Source organism: Georgenia subflava (assembly GCF_009193155.1).
GTDB lineage: Bacteria > Actinomycetota > Actinomycetes > Actinomycetales > Actinomycetaceae > Georgenia > Georgenia subflava.
Map to the genome: position 1 here is coordinate 1,073,837 of NZ_VUKD01000001.1, position 17,349 is coordinate 1,091,185.

The 17,349-nt window shown below is 72.7% G+C and carries 10 protein-coding genes; 3 read left to right on the top strand and 7 right to left on the bottom strand.

Translation table 11 applies throughout. The features are described from left to right. Nucleotides 1-1,397 precede the first annotated feature (1,397 nt). Both GD748_RS04880 and GD748_RS04885 read left to right on the top strand, forming a co-directional pair. Entirely contained in the window at nucleotides 1,398-2,435 is a 1,038-nt protein-coding gene (locus GD748_RS04880; protein ID WP_319593296.1) for a ParA family protein, read from the top strand. Beyond that, nucleotides 2,435-3,907, top strand: a complete 1,473-nt coding sequence (locus tag GD748_RS04885) for a ParB/RepB/Spo0J family partition protein (protein WP_152194010.1) — start codon at nucleotides 2,435-2,437, stop codon at nucleotides 3,905-3,907. The genes GD748_RS04880 and GD748_RS04885 overlap by 1 nt, the downstream gene beginning before the upstream one ends. A 118-nt stretch (nucleotides 3,908-4,025) precedes the next feature. On the opposite strand, the gene GD748_RS04890 is transcribed toward GD748_RS04885, so the two are convergent. The 7 genes from GD748_RS04890 to GD748_RS04920 form a co-directional block, all read right to left on the bottom strand. Then, complete coding sequence (locus GD748_RS04890; protein WP_152194011.1) at nucleotides 4,026-4,982, bottom strand: D-alanine--D-alanine ligase family protein; 957 nt, start codon at nucleotides 4,980-4,982, stop codon at nucleotides 4,026-4,028. Nucleotides 4,983-4,995: 13 nt separating this feature from the next. Continuing rightward, a complete protein-coding gene (locus tag GD748_RS04895; protein WP_319593297.1) occupies nucleotides 4,996-6,354 on the bottom strand; it encodes an aminotransferase-like domain-containing protein in 1,359 nt (452 codons plus the stop codon). Between the two features lie 389 nt (nucleotides 6,355-6,743). Further along, entirely contained in the window at nucleotides 6,744-7,070 is a 327-nt protein-coding gene (gene trxA, locus GD748_RS04900) for a thioredoxin (protein ID WP_152194012.1), read from the bottom strand. A 23-nt stretch (nucleotides 7,071-7,093) separates the two neighbouring features. Continuing rightward, nucleotides 7,094-8,104 carry a thioredoxin-disulfide reductase gene (gene trxB, locus GD748_RS04905; protein ID WP_152194013.1) on the bottom strand — a complete coding sequence of 337 codons (1,011 nt, stop codon included), beginning with the start codon at nucleotides 8,102-8,104 and terminating at the stop codon, nucleotides 7,094-7,096. Between the two features lie 89 nt (nucleotides 8,105-8,193). Beyond that, on the bottom strand, nucleotides 8,194-12,678 hold the full coding sequence (gene murJ, locus GD748_RS19810) for a murein biosynthesis integral membrane protein MurJ (RefSeq protein ID WP_226920773.1): 4,485 nt from the start codon (nucleotides 12,676-12,678) through the stop codon (nucleotides 8,194-8,196). Continuing rightward, nucleotides 12,675-15,029 (bottom strand): DUF6049 family protein, encoded by a 2,355-nt coding sequence (locus GD748_RS04915; protein ID WP_152194014.1) that lies wholly within the window; start codon nucleotides 15,027-15,029, stop codon nucleotides 12,675-12,677. Before GD748_RS04915 ends, murJ begins: the two co-directional genes overlap by 4 nt. Beyond that, on the bottom strand, nucleotides 15,026-15,550 hold the full coding sequence (locus GD748_RS04920; protein ID WP_152194015.1) for an NUDIX hydrolase: 525 nt from the start codon (nucleotides 15,548-15,550) through the stop codon (nucleotides 15,026-15,028). The genes GD748_RS04915 and GD748_RS04920 overlap by 4 nt, the downstream gene beginning before the upstream one ends. A 12-nt stretch (nucleotides 15,551-15,562) precedes the next feature. On the opposite strand from GD748_RS04920, the gene GD748_RS04925 reads away from it, so the two are divergent. Next, entirely contained in the window at nucleotides 15,563-17,080 is a 1,518-nt protein-coding gene (locus GD748_RS04925) for a CCA tRNA nucleotidyltransferase (protein WP_152194016.1), read from the top strand. The last annotated feature ends 269 nt before the right edge of the window (nucleotides 17,081-17,349 follow it).

Here is a 17,349-nt window from a genome sequence, read left to right on the forward strand (position 1 = left end):
AAGCGGCGTTCGCTCACTGCGCAGACATCGGCGATCGTCGGTTTCACGTGGAACAAAGCGGTACGGGAGGCTCGACTGTCGGGCGGACGCCTACGCCCAGCCTTCCCACGCATAGTTCGGGGCTCTGGTGTACCGCGATTCAGCACGGACGACCACGGTTTCAATCCGCGCGCGTAGGCAATCGCTGCGGCCAAAGTCCGGCACGCCAGACCGGAACGGGCAGGTACTAACCGCCGGCGAGCCGTATCTGCCGACCTGTGGCGTGTGACTGAAAGTGCCAGGATCCAGCCGTGGCCGCGTGTTCCACGTGAAACGTGCCTCTGAGTGATCCGGTTGAGCAGTTTGAAGAGGCGAACGGGAGACCGCCTCCCTCCTCGGCTACGCGCGGCATACCGGGAATGGCCCACACTCGGGAAGACGAGATGCCGGTGGCTCGGCGTCCGCGAGCTGCACCCCGGCGGATTCCACGACCAGGCGCTCGGCGGAGCCGCTCGAGACCGCAGGCGCACTCAAGCGCCGCAGGCAAACTGCCTCTCGTTTGACTGTCTATGCGCGAGTTCCAGTGCGGACCACCCACGGCTGACGTCACCGCAGCCACCGCACCACCCGGGTTAGGACGTTCTCCTCAGCGCACGGTCCTCGGATGAAGGCATCGACGCGCGGAGCTCACGCTGTCGGTCAGAACCGAGGCTGTTCGTCCGAGCGACAAAGTTGCAGAGGTGTCGAGGAGCGGCGCCCGAAATCCGACGATCGCGCCGCCGTCCAATCGCGGTCGCAGGCGGGCCCCAACGAGACAACGTTGTGCCCTGGCTGTTCGGGGCTGGATTCCGCGGCGCGGTCCCGCCGACCAACGTTTCACGTGGAACGACGCTCGACCCGTGCGACACCGCATCCCCCGGGGAGATGGGGCGCGCGCCGATGGCGGCGCGACATGAATCATCAGACGCCGGCGTGGGAGCGGCCGCGGCGGTTTGGACCGAAAGCTGTGGCGCCCTGACGCGGGTTGTCTCGGTGCAGTTCGGCGGACATGCGCCTTCAGCGAACGCACCATGGTGGTCCCGCTCTAGCGGATGGCGATGCCCGGCTTCCCTTCAGTCTCCAGACTCGTGCGGCAGGGATCTGTGGAGGCGAATCGGTCAGGGGCGGCCTTAGCGTCTTGGTTCGAGCGGGGCTGTCCCGCCGAGTGTCGGCGTAGCAGGCAATCAACGACAGCTCCTCGCGCTCTCCGCGAGACACCTCGGCGGGCCCCTGAGTCGTTGACAGGGGCGCGGCCTCTTCGGCGGGTGTGCCTCGAGCCCGGTTTCACGTGAAACACGACTCACTGGGACGAATACCAACGTTGTCGTGCGCGCAGATTACGATGTGGGAAGGCCACCGCACCGAGTGAAGGGGACGCCGTGCCTCCGCAGGACCAGAACGGCTTGACGCAGGGTATCACTGCAGGTCAGAGGGCTGCTGCGCCTGATGAACGCCGGCGAGCAGCACTCATTCGGAGTGTCCCGGAAGCTGACGACACCACTCCGCTCGCGGCCCAGCTGGCGGAGGACGCACGGCGTCGAATCAAGCTCCACGGCGTCCGCTTCCCCAAGCCCACGACGACCCGGATCTTCACCATCGCGAACCAGAAGGGCGGAGTGGGAAAGACCACCACCACGGTCAACGTGGCCGCCGCGCTGGCGACCGGCGGACTCAACGTCCTAGTGATCGACAACGACCCGCAGGGGAACGCCTCCACCGCGCTCGGGATCGACCATCAGGCAGGCGTTCCGTCCATCTACGACGTCATCATCGACGACGTCCCGCTCCAGGACGTCATCCAGCCGTGCAAGGACGTCGAAGGCCTGAACGTCGCTCCGGCAACCATCGACCTGTCCGGTGCGGAGATCGAGCTCGTGTCGCTTGTCGCGCGTGAGAACCGGCTCCACAACGCGATCCGGGCTTATCTCGACTGGCGTGCCGAGCAGGGGCTCGAGCCGATGGACTACATCCTGATCGACTGCCCCCCGAGCTTGGGGCTCCTCACGATCAACGCCTTCGTCGCGGCGCGTGAGGTGCTCATCCCGATCCAGTGCGAGTACTACGCCCTCGAGGGACTGAGCCAGCTCCTGAAGAACATCGAACTCATCCGCGGGCACCTGAACTTTGATCTACACGTGTCGACGATCATGCTCACCATGTTCGACAAGCGGACGAACCTCGCGCACGAGGTCGCTGCCGAGGTTCGCGAGCACTTCCCCGACCAGACCCTCGAAGCCTCGATTCCGCGCTCGGTGCGCATCTCTGAAGCGCCGAGCTACGGGCAGACCGTCCTGACCTACGACGCGGGATCGACGGGGGCGCTTGCCTACCGCGAGGCGGCGCAGGAGATCGCCCTTCGAGGCACCCAGACAAGCAACGACCAGACGACAGCGGCTGCGGCCGAGGAGGAGAACTGATGAGCGAGAAGCGTCGCGGGCTGGGCCGGGGTATCGGCGCGCTGATCCCCTCGGCACCGACCGGCCAGTCGGGGCAGACCCAGACGTCGGCCAGGCCCATGGACGTGTTCTTCCCGTCCACCTCCACATCGGCCACTTCCGGAGACGAGGCTTCGACCAACGGATCAGCGGATCAGGGCGGCGGAGACAGCAAGCAGACGAACCGGTCGGCATCCGCACGGGGTAGCGCGCGATCGCTCATGGAGCCTGGCAAGCCACGCAGCCGCACCACCAAGGGTGCGAGCACGAGGACGAAGCCCGCGGCATCGCGCGCCACGACGGATCGGTCGGACAAGAACGCCAAGTCGGTCGTGACGCCCGCCAGCCCGGTCGCCGACACGGTCGCGGTACCCGACGACCTGCCCGCCCCGACCGAGGCTGAGCACACGGCGGACCAGTCCGACGCCGTCGTCAGCGCCGGCGTCGCCCGTGAAGCAGACGACACCGGCGCCACCAGCGCAGTCGACGAAACCCGCACCAGGCCCGGATCGAGCGCCGCGGCTCCGACGGGCTCCGCCGAGGGCCCCGACGCCGACGCCGCGGCCGGCGACGACGGACTTGTGCCCGTTCCCGGCGCGAGTTTCGCAGAGCTGCCGGTCGACGAGATCGTGCCGAACAGGCGCCAGCCCCGCCAGGTGTTCGACGAGGAGGACCTGGACGAGCTGGCGGCATCGATCCGAGAGGTCGGTGTCCTGCAGCCCATCGTCGTGCGCCGGATCACCGGCGGCGGCGACGGTGAACCCGGGTACGAGCTCATCATGGGCGAGCGCCGGTGGCGCGCCTCCCAGCAGGCCGGGAACGAGACGGTCCCCGCGATCATCCGCGACACCGGTGATGGTGACCTGCTGCGCGACGCGCTGCTCGAGAACCTGCACCGCGCCAACCTCAACCCCCTGGAGGAGGCGGCCGCGTACCAGCAGCTGCTCGAGGATTTCGGCTGCACGCACGACGAGCTCGCCACCCGCATCGCCCGGTCCCGGCCGCAGATCTCCAACACCCTGCGCCTGATGAAGCTGCCCCCGCTCGTGCAGCGCCGGGTGGCCGCGGGCGTACTCTCCGCCGGGCACGCACGCGCCCTCCTCGGCCTCTCCGACGGCGCAGCGATGGAGCGTCTGGCGCAGAAGATCGTGGCCGAGGGCCTCAGCGTGCGCGCGACCGAGGAGATCGTCGCGCTCGGCGACGAGCCCGTGGCGCCCGAGATGCGCCGCCGGCCGCGCACCGGGGAGCACGCGGAGGACCTGAACCGCCTGGCAACGCGCCTCGCCGACCGGCTGGACACCCGCGTCAAGGTGAACCTTGGTCAGCGGAAGGGCCGGATCGCCATCGATTTCGCGAGCGTGGACGACCTCAACCGGATCCTCGACGTCTTGGCCCCGGGCGAGAACCACATCGGGGAGAGGGAGCCGGTCGGCGCGAGCGAGCGTCAGGTCTGACCGGCCGGCGCAGCCACCGGGCGGTGCGAGCGCCAGCTCTGCTCTGCCGGCGCAGCCACCGTCCGGCGCGAGCTCCCCGCCCGGTCGATGATCGGTTGCCGAAGGACCTCCGGGTTCCTCAGTCGCCCAGGGCGGCCCGCACGATGGCGACGTAGAGCTCGTCGACGTCGGTCTGGTCCGCCTGGGCGGCCTGGGGGAACAGCGACGTCTCGGTCATCCCCGGCGCCACGTTGACGTCGAGGAACCAGGCCGTCCCAGCGTCGTCGAGGATGATGTCCGTGCGCGAGAGGTGACGGAGCCCCAGCGTGGTGTGCACGGCGACGGCGAGGTCGCTCACCGTTCGCATCTGCACCTCGTCCAGCCGGGCTGGGACGAAGTACTCGCTCCGTCCGGCGTTGTACCGGGCGTCGTAGTCGTACGGTCCGTCGGTGACGATCTCGACCGGCGGCAGGGCCCTGGGTCCGTCCCCCAGGTCGACGACGGAGACGGCCACCTCGGTGCCTGTCACGGCGCTCTCGATGAGCGCCTGGTCGCCGTAGGCGAAGCACGCCACCATCGCCTCCGGCAGCTCCTCCGCGGTCTGCACCACGGTGACGCCCAGCGCCGACCCGCCGCTTGCCGGCTTGATCACCAGCGGCATGCCGAGGCGGTGCTCGATGGCACCCAGAACGGCCCGAGCACCGACCTCCCGGAAGAGCGACTGCGGCAGCGCGGCGTAGTCCGGGGTGGCCAGGCCCGCAGCCCGGAGCAACGACTTCGCGACAGGCTTGTGCGACGCCAGCCGGCAGCTCGCCGCCCCGGTGCCGACGTAGGGCAGACCGAGCAGGTCCAGCAGGTTCTGTAAGGACCCGTCCTCGCCGGTCGAGCCGTGCAGGAGCGGCCACACGACGTCGGGGGCGACCTCACGCAGGCGCGGCAGCAGCTCGGCGTCGACGTCCAGGACCTCCACGTTCAGGCCCTTGTCGCGCAGGACGCCGGCCACGCGCCGGCCGGACCGGAGCGAGACCTCGCGCTCGTGCGAGAGCCCGCCGGCCAGGATGGCGACGGTCAGGTCGGTGCTGGGCTGCTGGGGCATCGGTTCCTCTTCCTCAGACCTGGTCGGGGGACGGCATCTCGACGGTGTGACCGGTGCGGTCGCGGTGCGGGCTGGTGCCGAACATCGTGACGAGATCGGTCTCGGCCCGGACCACGGTGGCCAGGCGACGCACTCCCTCCCGGATGCGTTCCGGCGTCGGGTAGCAGAACGACAGCCGCATGTGGTCGCGGCCCTGGCCGTCGGCGTAGAACGCCGTGCCCGAGACGTAGGCGACGAGGTTCGTGACCGCGCGCGGGAGCATCGCCTGCGCGTCCAGGCCGGCGGGCAGCGTCACCCACGTGTAGAAGCCGCCCGTCGGCACCGTCCACGAGGTGTCCGGCAGGAACTCGCCGAGCGCGGCCATCATGGCGTCGCGCCGCTCGCGGTACATGGAGCGGTACTCCTTGACCTGGCCGTACCAGTCGTACGTGGAGAGGTAGGTCGCGATCGAGAGCTGCCCCATCATCGTTGGCGACAGGATGGCGGACTCGCTGGCGAGCACGAGCTTCTCGCGCACCGCGTGCGGTGCCAGCGCCCAGCCCACCCGGTAGCCGGGGGCGAACGTCTTGGAGAAGGAGCCGAGGTAGACGACGCTGTCGGAGTCGTAGCTCTTCAGCGCCGGCAGCGGGTCGCCGTCGAACCCGAGCAGACCGTAGGGGTTGTCCTCCAAGATGAGGACGTGGTGGCGGCGGCAGATCTCCACGATCCGTGGCCGGCGTTCCGCCGAGAGGCTGACGCCGGCCGGGTTGTGGAAGTTCGGGACCGTGTAGAGGAACTTCACGGTCCGGCCGGCTGCCCTGAGCTCGGTCAGCGTACGGTCGAGCTCCTCCGGCACGAGGCCGTCGTCGTCCATGGGCACGTGCACCACGTCGGCCTGGTACGCGCGGAACACCCCCAGCGCCCCGACGTAGCTCGGCGCCTCGGCCACGACGACGTCGCCCGGGTCGATGAAGATCTCGGTGACGAGGTCGAGGGCCTGCTGCGACCCGGTGGTGACGACGACGTCGTCCGGGTGCGCGTGCACGTGGTCGTAGCGCATGACCTCCACGATCTGCTCGCGGAGCTCGGACTCGCCCTGGCCGCCGCCGTACTGCAGGGCTCGTGCCCCGCGGTCACGCAGCAGCTTGGCCGTCATCTCGGCGAGGAAGTCCAGGGGCAGGCCGTCGATGTTGGGCATCCCGCCGGCGAGCGAGACGACCTCGGGCCGGTTCGCGACGGCGAAGAGCGAGCGCACCTCCGACGCGCGCATGCCGTGGGCACGCTCGGCGTAGCTGGAGAACCAGGGGTCGAGCCGGGTGCCGGCCCGGGCGGCAGCAGCGGCGGCGTCGTGCCTGCCGTGCTCGCCCTGACCTGTCTGCGCACCCTCGTTCATCGTTCGTTCTCCTCGGTCGGTGACGACGGCCGCGACTGCCGCGACCGTCCCGTGCAGTCTGCCACTGCCCGGCCGTCCGACGTGTCGGGCCTCACCACGCGGGCGCGCCGGGCCCCCGATCCGGGGCAGCGGCGACAACCTCGCGGCTGAACCGAAGACTTCGTACCGCATACCGGTACAAGACGTTCGGACTGATCGAGGTGGCGCGCGGGATCCCGTGGGTGCGCCCTGGGATCAGATCGCCTTCGCGCATCGGGATCGGCCCGGGCACGACGACGCCCCCGGCGCTCGCTGCAGGGCGGCGTCGGGGGCAGTTCGAGGGCTTCAGGGCCTGAAGCTCAGGCCAAAGCCAATGGCGAGACCTCGGAGGCATCGGCGGAGGTGCGGTGTCAGGCCAGGAACTCGTCGAGCTCGCCGACGAAGGCACGCTTGGGGCGTCCACCGACGACCGACTTCACCAGCTCACCGCCGACGTACACGTTGAAGGTCGGGATGGAGACGATCCCGTACTTCTGCGCGATGGCCGGGTTCGCGTCCGTGTCGATCTTGACGAACTTCATCTTCTCGCCGTGCTGGGCCGCGATCTCCTCGACGATCGGGGACATCTGTCGGCACGGGGCGCACCAGGTGGCCCAGAAGTCCACCAGCACGGGCTTGTCGGAGCCGAGGACCTCGTCCTCGAAGGTGGCGTCGGTGACGTCGGTGACGGTGCTCATTCTTCTCCTGCTCAACGGCCGCCTCAGACGAGGACGGCGCCCTCGGGGGTCTGGGAGGCGTCGGAGGCGGGCTCGCCGGCCTCGTCCAGCTCGGCCAGGTACCGCTCGGCGTCCAGGGCCGCCGCGCAGCCGGTGCCGGCCGCGGTGATGGCCTGGCGGTAGATGTGGTCCACCGCGTCGCCGCAGGCGAAGACGCCGGGGATGTTGGTGGCCGTGGTGGGGTGGGCGACGGTGATGTAGCCCTCCGCGTCGAGGTCGACCTGTCCGGCCAGGATCTCGGTGCGCGGGTTGTGCCCGATCGCCACGAAGATGCCGGTGGCGTCGATCTCGCGCTCCTCGCCGGTGACGGTGTCGCGCAGGGTGGCGCCCGAGACCTTCTCGTCGCCGTGGATGGCCACGACCTCGGAGTTCCAGGCGAAGGAGATCTTCTCGTTCTTCATTGCCCGCTCGGCCATGATCTTCGACGCGCGCAGCTCGTCGCGGCGGTGCACGACCGTGACCTTGTCGACGAAGCGGGTGAGGAAGGTCGCCTCCTCCATGGCCGAGTCGCCGCCGCCGACGACCAGGACGTGCTGGTTGCGGAAGAAGAACCCGTCACAGGTGGCGCACCAGGACACCCCGCGCCCGGAGAGGCGCTTCTCGTCAGCGATGCCGAGCTCCTTGTAGGCGGAGCCGTTGGCCAGGACGATCGAGCGGGCCGCGAAGGTCTCGTCGTCGTCCGTGGTCACGGTCTTGACGTCGCCGTCGAGGTCGACGGACACGACGTCCTCGTAGCGCACCTCGGCGCCGAACCGCTCGGCCTGGGCCTGCATGTTCTCCATGAGCTCCGGGCCGAGGATGCCGTCCTTGAACCCGGGGAAGTTCTCGACCTCGGTGGTGTTCATCAGCGCCCCGCCGGCGGTGACGGAGCCGGCGAAGACGACCGGGCGCAGGTTCGCCCGTGCGGCGTACACCGCCGCCGTGTAACCGGCCGGACCTGACCCGATGATGATCACGTCGCGGACCTCGGGCGTGCTGGTGCTCTCCTGCGTCATCCGTCTTCCTTCGTGAGGGGCTGCTGAGGTACTACCGCTGTAACAGATGGTAGTTGGCCGATGTTCCGCCGCGAGTTGCGGCGCTCGTCTCAGCCGACCCGCAGCTCCGCCATCTCGATACGGTTCTTCCCGTCCGACGCCGCCACCGGCAGCCGGGGGAACCACAGGACGAGCGTGTCGGTCTCCACCGGCTCCGCGAAGGTGAGGACCGAGCCCGGGCCCATCTCGCCCTCGGCAAGGATCTCCCCCTCGGTCGGGGTGCCCGGGGAGGTGGCACGCACCTGCACGTGGCCGCCGCTGCCCATCAGGTCGATCTCGACCCGGCTGACGGTCGTGGCCTGCTCCAGCGTGATGGCCAGGCCGATGCCTTCCTTCATGCCGTACTCGGGGTTGACGTACGAGCGCGAGCGCCAGAACGTCGAGGGGTCGCCGTCCAGGGCCCGGGGGGTCAGGTCCGGGTTCTCTCCGCCGTCGCCCTGCGGGTCCAGCGGCGCCAGGGACGCGATCACCGGCGGTGCCGGGGGCTCGGCCGGCTCCTCGGGCGGCGTCGTCTCCGCCGGCCCGGGGGTCGCCTCCTCGGTCGCGACGGAGGTGCTCTGGCCGGTCTCGGGCAGCGTCACCGGCTCCGGCGGCGCGAAGAGCGTGCGGGTCGCGACCAGGAACAGCACGAGCACCAGCACGGCGACGGCGACCAGGACCACCGGCGTGGGGTTGATCCGCCGCTCGGCGAACGGCACCTCCGGGCCGTCGACGGCGGAGAGCAGGTCCTCGTCCGCGTCCGCGGGTCCGCCCGGTGCTGGTCGGTCCGCCGCGGCGGCGGCCCGCTCGGTCGCCCTGGCACGGCGCGCCTCGGCGACCTCGGCGGCCTTCTCGCGCCCGGCTGCGGCCTTCTCCCGTCCGGTGACGACGGCGGATCCAAGGCCCTTCTGGGCGGCCGCCGCGGCCGTGCGGGTGCCCTCCGCGGCTCGGTGTGCGCCGGCGCCGAGCGATGAGGCGGCGGAGCCGGCCAGCGCACCCAGGGCGGCCAGGGCTCCGGGGCGCCGGGTGTGCCGCGCCGCCGTCTGGGGACCGTCGGAGTCCAGGATGTCGTTGAACCGGGGCGCGTCGACGGGATGCTCGAGGAGCCGCGGCGACCAGGCCGGCGGGGGGGCGGTGACGATCCCGCCGGTGGCGCCGTCCTGCGCGAGCGTGGCGTCGGCGGGAGCGCCGACTTCGTCGACGGCTGTCGCGTCGGCGGCGCCCTCGGCCGCCGCGACCGGCTGGGCCGGCGGGGCGGGCGCAGGTCCGACGACGTCGGCCGGGTCCGGCGGTGCCGGCGCGGGGCCGATCGCCAGTGCGGGATCGTCGACGTGCGGCTGGTCGGCCGAGGCCGGTCCGGTGGTTCCCGGGTACACCACCGCCGGGGACTCGTCGGTGGTGCGAACCCGCACCCAGGCGGGGACCGTATGCGCGGGCGGGGGTGTGGCGCCGGCGGCCGCGGGGGCACCCGCAGCAACGGCACCGGTCGTGGCAGCCGCTGCACCGGCCCCGGCTGCCACGGCGGCACCCGCGGACCCAGCGGTCCCGGCCCAGGCTGCCCCTGCAGCACCCGCTGAACCAGCGGCCCCGGCCCCGACGGCCGCGCCGGCAGCCGCCCCCGCGGCCGCGGCGGGCCCCGCCGCACCACCGGTCTCCGAGCGGGTCGGCTCGTCCGTCGCCGGCGTGGGCTCGTCCGCCACCAGGTGCTCCTCGGTCGCTGTGGGTCGGCCCGTGCCGGGGCCGGTCAGGGCGGCAGGGTCGACGTCGGGCCACGGCGCCAGCAGCCGGATGAGCTCACCGGTGCTGCGCGGGCCGTCGCCGGCGAAGGTACGGGTGCACAGGGCGTCGAGGTCGCCCGGCACCTCCGGGACGAGCGCGCGCGGCGGTGGCGCGTTCTCGTCGTCGAGGTCGGGCCACAGGCCGGTGAGGGCGAGATAGAGCAGTCGAACCAGGTCGGTGGCGTCACGGCGGGTCGCTGTCAGCGGCGAGCCGTCGGGGTCGCCCGCGCCGAGGAGCACGGCGTCGGTACCCAGGCCGGTCACCACCACCTGCCCGTCCGCGGTGACGTGGACGCACTCGGGCCGCAGCGCGAGATGGTGCACCCCGTGCCGGCGCGCGGACTCCATCGCGCTGGTGGCCTCGCCGACGATCGCCCGCGCCTGCTCGGGGGGCAGCGCGCCGTCGACGGTGAGCTCGGTCAGGTCGCGGCCGGTCACGACGTCCGTGACCACGAAGGCGCTGCCGGCGTCGGTGCCGACGTCGTGGACAGCGAGCAGCCGGTGGTCCTCGACCAGGGCGGCACGGCGGGCGGCGTCGAGGACGTCGGCGACGCCGGAGCCGACCGCCGGCAGCACGAGGGCCTCGACGTCCCGGGCGAGGATCGTGTCGTGGGCACGGCGACGCTCGACGCCACCGACCGTCGCGGAGAGCGACGGGCCGAGCTCGTAGCGGTCGTCGAGCATCTTCCGGGTGGTGCTCCCGGCGTGCTCCTTGCCCCCGTCCAGTGCCGTGCCCCCCTCGCCTGCCAGGTGGTCCGCAGCAGGGCGGACGTCGTCGCCGAGTGTACGCAACCGTTCGGGTCGGCCCCGGACATTCGTCCAGCGCGGGGCCCGCGCGCCGGTCGGCGCGGCTCCGGCGGGCTCCCCCGCCGTGCCCACGACCGGCCGGTCGGTCGTGCCGGCAGCCGGCGCCCCGTCGTCGTCCCCGCGCCCCGTCGGACCGCTCCCGCCCCCGGCCCCCGGAGGATTGCCGCGCCCGTCGCCAGCCCCCGGCGGACCACCGGGCCCGTCGTCGGGACCCGCCGGCCCGTCGCCGTCCGGGCGATTGTCCGGGCGGTTGTCCGCACCGACGAGCCCCGCCGTCGCCGCCCCGGCCCGCACCAGGAGCGTGCCGACCGGGCCGGGCACGCGCCGGCCGAGCATGGCGACCATCCGCCCCACGGGGCGGGCGAGCACGCCCAGCTCGTCGACGTGCAGGGCACGCAGCAGTGCGACGTAGACCGCGACCATCAGTGCCCCGACGACGAGGATGCGCCACAGCGCCCCGATCACCGACAGGTCCGCCGAGCCGGTCCCGAGGAGGCGCAGCAGCCCCCAGCCGAGCGCCGTCGCCGGCACGACAGCCATCCCCAGCCGCAGGTGCGTGCGCAGCACGCGAGCGCCGTCGACCGAGCGCAGGTGCCGGCGCAGCCCCAGGTAGGTCAGGCCCGCACCGCCGATGTTCGACACGGCCATCGCCACCCCGACACCCACCACCGTCCACCGTGGCGGCAGGAGCTGGGACACCAGCGCCCCGACGACGAGCGTCGCCGTGATCGGCAGCTGCAGGAAGAACAGGGCCCGGGCGTCCTCGAAGGCGTAGTACACCCGCTGGACCACCGTGAACACGCCCACGCCGACCAGCCCGGCGAGCATCGCGACAGCCACGCGGGCGATGGACTGCGCCTCGACGTAGGAGACGGTCGCCGCGACCACCCGGACCACCGGCAGGGCGAGCACCATGAGGACCGCCGAGGCCAGCACGGTGAAGACGCCGACGGTGCGCAGGCCCAGGGAAAGGTCGGCGCGGACGGCGCGCAGGTCGTCCGTGGCGGCGCTGCCGGCCATCCGCGTGAACAGCGCGGTGACGAGGGAGACGACCACCAGCGAGGTCGGCAGCGAGTAGACGAGGTAGGCCGCGTTGTAGGCCGAGTTGCCGGCCACCGACAGGTCGCCCTGGCCCAGGCGGGAGGCCCGGGCCGCGACGTTGGAGATGACGACGGTCGAGATCATCCCGACGGCGAGCGCGGCGAACACCCAGGTGGCGACCTTCGACGCCCGGCCCAGCCCGGAGCCGCGCAGGTCGAGCCGGGGCCGGTAGCGGAACCCCGAGCGCACGAGCGGGACCACCAGGACGAGGGCCTGGGCGGCGACGCCGAGGGTCGCGGTGCCGGCGAGCAGCATCGTGCGGTGCGTCGTCCAGATGCTCGCGTCGCCCGGGTCGACGGCGTTCACGCCGCCGAAGACGCCGAGGTAGACCCCGAGCCCGGCGATGGCGACGACGTTGTTCAGGGCGGGGGCCCACATGTACGGCCCGAAGATCCCGCGGGCGTTGAGGATCTGGCCGAGCACCGTGTACATGCCGTAGAAGAAGACCTGCGGGATGCACCAGTACCCGAAGGTGACCGCCAGGTCGTACCACTGCGGGGGCAGGTCGCGGGCGAAGATCGTGACCAGCACGGCCGAGCCCGCGGCCAGCAGCGCGGTCAGCGCCCCGAGCCCGAGGATCGCCACGGTGACCAGCCGGTTGACGTAGGCCTGGCCGCCGTCGTCGTGCTGCTTGATCGCCCGGACGATCTGCGGGACCAGGACGGCGTTGAGGACGCCGCCCGCCACGAGCATGTAGATCATGTTCGGCAGCCGGTTGGCCACCGCGAAGGCGTTCGCAGCGCCGTAGTTGATGCCGATGGCGGCGCCGACGAGCAGCGGGTCGCGGACCATCCCCAGCAGCCGCGAGACGAGCGTGCCGGAGAACATCAGGGCCGACGAGCCGGCGACCCCGCGGGCGCGCGCGCTCACGGCGCCTCTTCCGGGTCGGGCACGACCTCGTCCGGGTCCATCCGCGGGCCCCGGCGCACGGTGCGGACCAGGCCGACGACGAGCAGGACGCCGAGCAGCCCCGCCGCGACGGCGGTGCCGACCGTCTCCCAGTCCGCGCGCACCCGGACCTGGAGGTCGGTGGAGGTGCCGACCTCACGCCCGTCCGCGGTGAGGAGCTCCACCTCGACGGGGACGTCGCCGCTGCCGACGGCCCGCACCGGCACCTGCGCGGTGGCCTGGGAGCCCGCCGGGACCGTCAGGGTCACGGCGTCCGGTGCCTGCAGGCGCTGGTCGGTGGGGTCCAGCCGGACCTGGACGGTGACGTCGGTGTCGAGGTCGTTGCGCACGTGCACCGGCAGGTCGGCGGAGGAGTTGATGAGGTTCAGGGTGGACGACGGCAGCGCGGTGACCTGGGTGTCGAGGGCCTCGACGTCGGCGCGCACCGCGGCGATGAGGTCCTCGCGCGCGCCCGGGTCCTCCCGCCAGGCGGACGAGAGCACCTGCTCCACGGCCCGCTCGACCGGTTCGACGATCTCGTCCGGCACCGTGGTGATGGAGGCGAAGGAGGCCGCCTCCGCAACGACGGCGTCCATCGCCCGCAGCACCGCGTTGTCCAGCTCGCCGGCCGCGACCTCGATGTCCGGCAGCGTGCCCCGCTCGAGCGCGGGGGCCTCCGTGGCGAGGACGTCGGAGACCGTGGTGGGCGTGACCCACGGCGCCGCCATGAGTGCGGCGAGCATGTCCGCGAGCGCCGTGGGGTCGCCGGCGAAGTCGCGCGGCAGCGCCAGCACCACCGCCCGCGGGTCGGCAGGGCGCTCGCGGGAGATCACGGCGGTCTCGGCGAGGAGGAGCTGACGGGCGTCGAGCGGGTCGAGGTCGAGGACGTCCCCGTCGGTGCCCGCGCGCGGCAGCAGCCTGCCCGAGAGGACCGCCGACGCCTGCTCGTCGGCGAGCACGGCGGGCAGCGTGGTCCCGTCGGCGAGCTGGAGGTCGGCCCGGCCGGCGGCCGTGTAGGTGAGCTCCTGCAGCGGGGTGGCCGCGCCCGCCGGCAGCACCACGGCGTCGGCCCCGGCGCGGGCGACCGCCTCCATCGTGACCTGGTCGGGACGGTCGGTGTCGGGCCAGGTCAGTGCGGTGCCGCTCGCCAGGCCGAGCGCGTGGCCGGCAGCGGTGGAGCGGTCGCGCTGCTCCGCGAGCAGGACGTCGGCGCCGGTGTGCGCGAGCGCCGCGACGTCGGCGTCGGCCCAGGGCAGGAGCCTGATCTCGCGGTCGGTGGCGTCGGCCCGGTCCGTGACACTGGCGACCAGGTCCGCCGCGCCGCCCGACGGCGGGGGTTCGTCGGTCGGTTCCGGCGCCGGGGCGTCGGTCGGCTCGCCGCCGGCCGGGTCGCTGCCGGCCTCGGTGCCGTCCTCCGTCGCGGTCGCGTCGGCCCCCGCCGTCCCGGTCGCCCCGGGCTCCGCCGTCGCCTCGTCCACCGCGCCGTCGGTGGACGTGTCGGTGGCGCCGTCGCTCGTGTCGTCCGTCGGCGCGGTGGGATCGGTCGGGTCCTCGACGGCCTCGCTCCCGGTGGCCGCGTCTGCGCCGAGCTCGGCGCCGGGCCTGCCGGCGGGCGGCGCGAGCAGCATGCCGTCGACGACCGTCGTGACGCCCGGCTGGTCGGTCGCCGAGAGCAGCTCGAGCAGGCGGGGTGCGGCGACCTCGGCGACCGGCCGCCCGTCGGCGACCGACGTCGCGCGCTCGGCCAGGTTCGGGGCGAGCGGCACGAGGAGGCTGACGGGCGTGCGCTCGACCTCCAGGTCGGGGTACCACAGGAGGATGCTGCGGTCGGCGCCCTCGACCTCGGCGTCCGCGGCGTCGCGTATCTCGACCTCGACGCCGTGGGGCCCCCACGCGTAGTGCGCGGACGCCAGCGGGACGTCCTCGACCGTGACGGAGAAGGTCGTGCTCTCCCCGGCGGGCAGCGCAGCGGGCAGGTCCTCGCGAGCGAGGAGCACCGTGGTGGAGTAGCTGTCGGGCTCGAGCCAGCGCTGCAGGGCGGAGCGGGAGATCGGGGTGTAGCGCTGCATGCGCAGCCGCAGGTCCGCCGTCTCGACGGCCTCGTCGGTGGGGTTGGTCACCGTGCCGCGGATCGTGAGCGGCCGGTCCGGCCCGAGCACCGGCGAGCCGACGTCGGTGATCTCCACCTCGAGCCCGGTCTCCTCCGCCGTCGGGTCGTCGGTCGTGGCGGCGGCCGGCGCGGCGAGCCCTGCGGGCACGACGGCACCGGCGACGGCGGCCAGGGCGGCCGTCAGGACCGCGACCGGGCGCAGGGACGCCCGTCGGGGAGTCATGCGCGCCCGGCCAGCACGTCCCGCGCGGTGGAGACCACCCGGCGCTCGTTCGGGTAGGCGAGCCGGGAGGCGACCTCGGAGAGTGCCACCCAGGCGACGTCCTCGGCCTCGTGGTCGGGATCGTTCTCGATCGTGAGCTCGCCGCCGGTGGCCTCGAGCAGGTAGTGGTGGACCACCTTGTGCACCCGCCGGTCGGTGCCGGCGAACCAGTAGTCGATGGTCGCGAGGTGGCGCAGGATGCGCCCGTCGATCCCGGTCTCCTCGGCGATCTCGCGCACGGCCGCCTGCTCGGGTGTCTCGGTGCCCTCCAGGTGGCCCTTGGGCAGGCACCACTCCAGGCGCCCGGCCCGGTTGCGGCGGGCGATGACGGCGGTGAACGCGCGTCCGTCCACCACGTTGACGACCAGGCCGCCGGCCGAGGTCTCGTCGACCACCGGGAGCGCGCTCGCACGGGCGTTCACCAACCGGCTCCGAGGTGGCCGCGGCACCCGGGGGCGCGGCACGGGGAAGGCGGTAGGCATGTGGCCACTGTAATGATCCGTGCGCAGGGCGGCGTGTGGGTACCGCGCTCGGCGTGGCAGGCTTGGCCGGTGTCCAGCCAGCAAGCCTCCCGACCCGACCGCCGACTCGAGCTCCAGCGCCGCGCGCTGGCCTCCCTCGCCTCGCTGCCGGCGTCCGTCCGGGAGCTCGGCGACCTCTTCGCCGGGCACGGCCACGAGCTGGCGCTGGTCGGCGGCCCGGTCCGGGACGCATTCCTCGGCGAGGCCTTCCACGACCTCGACTTCGCGACGTCGGCCCGGCCGGTGGAGACCGAGAGGCTGCTGCGCTCCTGGGGCGACGCGTCCTGGGACATCGGCAAGGAGTTCGGCACCATCGGGGCCCGGAAGGGCGACGTCGTGGTGGAGGTCACGACGTACCGCACCGAGGCGTACGAGGTGGGCTCGCGCAAGCCGGCGGTGCAGTACGGCGACACCCTCGAGGGCGACCTGTCGCGCCGGGACTTCACGGTCAACGCGATGGCGGTGCGGCTGCCGGAGCTGACCTTCGTCGACCCCCACGACGGCCTCGGCGACCTCGCCGAGCAGGTGTTGCGCACCCCGGTGACCGCCACCCAGTCCTTCGACGACGACCCGTTGCGCATCATGCGCGCCGCCCGGTTCACCGCCCAGCTCGGCTTCGACGTCGCCGAGGACGTGATGGCGGCGATGACCGAGATGGCGGCGCGGCTGGAGATCGTCTCCGCGGAGCGGGTGCGCGCCGAGCTCGAGCGGATGCTGACCTCGCGCTGGCCCCGGCGCGGGCTGGAGATCATGGTCTACACCGAGGTGGCCGACGTCGTGCTCCCCGAGCTCGCCGAGCTGCAGCAGACGGTGGACGAGCACAAGCGGCACAAGGACGTGTACGAGCACACCCTCACCGTGCTCGACAAGGCGGTCGCCCTCGAGACCGGCCCGGACGGGCCCGTGCCCGGCCCCGACCTGGTGCTGCGGCTCGCCGCCGTCATGCACGACGTCGGCAAGCCAGCCACCCGGCGCTTCGAGGCCGGCGGCGGGGTCAGCTTCCACCACCACGAGCTGGTCGGCGCCAAGCTCACCGCGAAGCGCCTCAAGGCCCTGCGCTTCGACAAGGCCACCATCAAGGACGTCACCCGGCTGGTCGAGCTGCACCTGCGGTTCCACGGCTACGGCGACGGCGCCTGGACCGACTCCGCCGTGCGCCGCTACGTCACCGACGCCGGCCCGCTGCTCGAGCGGCTCCACCGGCTCACCCGCGCCGACTGCACCACCCACAACCAGCGCAAGGCCATGCGCCTGTCCGCCGCCTACGACGACCTCGAGGAGCGCATCGCCGCCCTGCGCGAGCAGGAGGAGCTCAAGGCCATCCGCCCCGAGCTGGGCGGCGAGCAGATCATGGAGATCCTCGGCATCCCGGCGGGGCCGCAGGTCGGCCAGGCGTACAAGTTCCTCCTCGAGCTGCGCATGGAGCGCGGACCGGTCGGGCAGGACGCCGCCCGCGAGGCGCTCGAGGCCTGGTGGGCCGAGCGGGCCTGACGCGAGGACCCGCCCCGGGCTTGGGTCAGGGCACAGGTCGATCGGTGAGGAAACGACGCGCCAGTCGCACCGAACTCTCACCGATGACGCGGGGCTCCTCGGGAACAGTGCCAGGGCGTGGCGTGGTGGGCCGAGCACGCCTGAGCGACGACCGGACGGGTTCCCCCCGCGTCGAGTCGGCGGCACAGGTCGATCGGTGAGGAAACGACGCGCCAGTCGCACCGAACTCTCACCGATAACGCGGGGCTCCTCGGGAGCAGGCCAGGGCG

Excerpts from the sequence above, each read along its gene's own strand:
- GD748_RS04885 (WP_152194010.1), top strand. The coding sequence starts at position 2,435 with ATGAGCGAGAAGCGTCGCGGGCTGGGCCGGGGTATCGGCGCGCTGATC.
- GD748_RS04890 (WP_152194011.1), bottom strand. The coding sequence starts at position 4,982 with ATGCCCCAGCAGCCCAGCACCGACCTGACCGTCGCCATCCTGGCCGGC.
- GD748_RS04895 (WP_319593297.1), bottom strand. The coding sequence starts at position 6,354 with ATGAACGAGGGTGCGCAGACAGGTCAGGGCGAGCACGGCAGGCACGAC.
- trxA (WP_152194012.1), bottom strand. The coding sequence starts at position 7,070 with ATGAGCACCGTCACCGACGTCACCGACGCCACCTTCGAGGACGAGGTC.
- trxB (WP_152194013.1), bottom strand. The coding sequence starts at position 8,104 with ATGACGCAGGAGAGCACCAGCACGCCCGAGGTCCGCGACGTGATCATC.
- GD748_RS04915 (WP_152194014.1), bottom strand. The coding sequence starts at position 15,029 with ATGACTCCCCGACGGGCGTCCCTGCGCCCGGTCGCGGTCCTGACGGCC.
- GD748_RS04920 (WP_152194015.1), bottom strand. The coding sequence starts at position 15,550 with ATGCCTACCGCCTTCCCCGTGCCGCGCCCCCGGGTGCCGCGGCCACCT.
- GD748_RS04925 (WP_152194016.1), top strand. The coding sequence starts at position 15,563 with ATGATCCGTGCGCAGGGCGGCGTGTGGGTACCGCGCTCGGCGTGGCAG.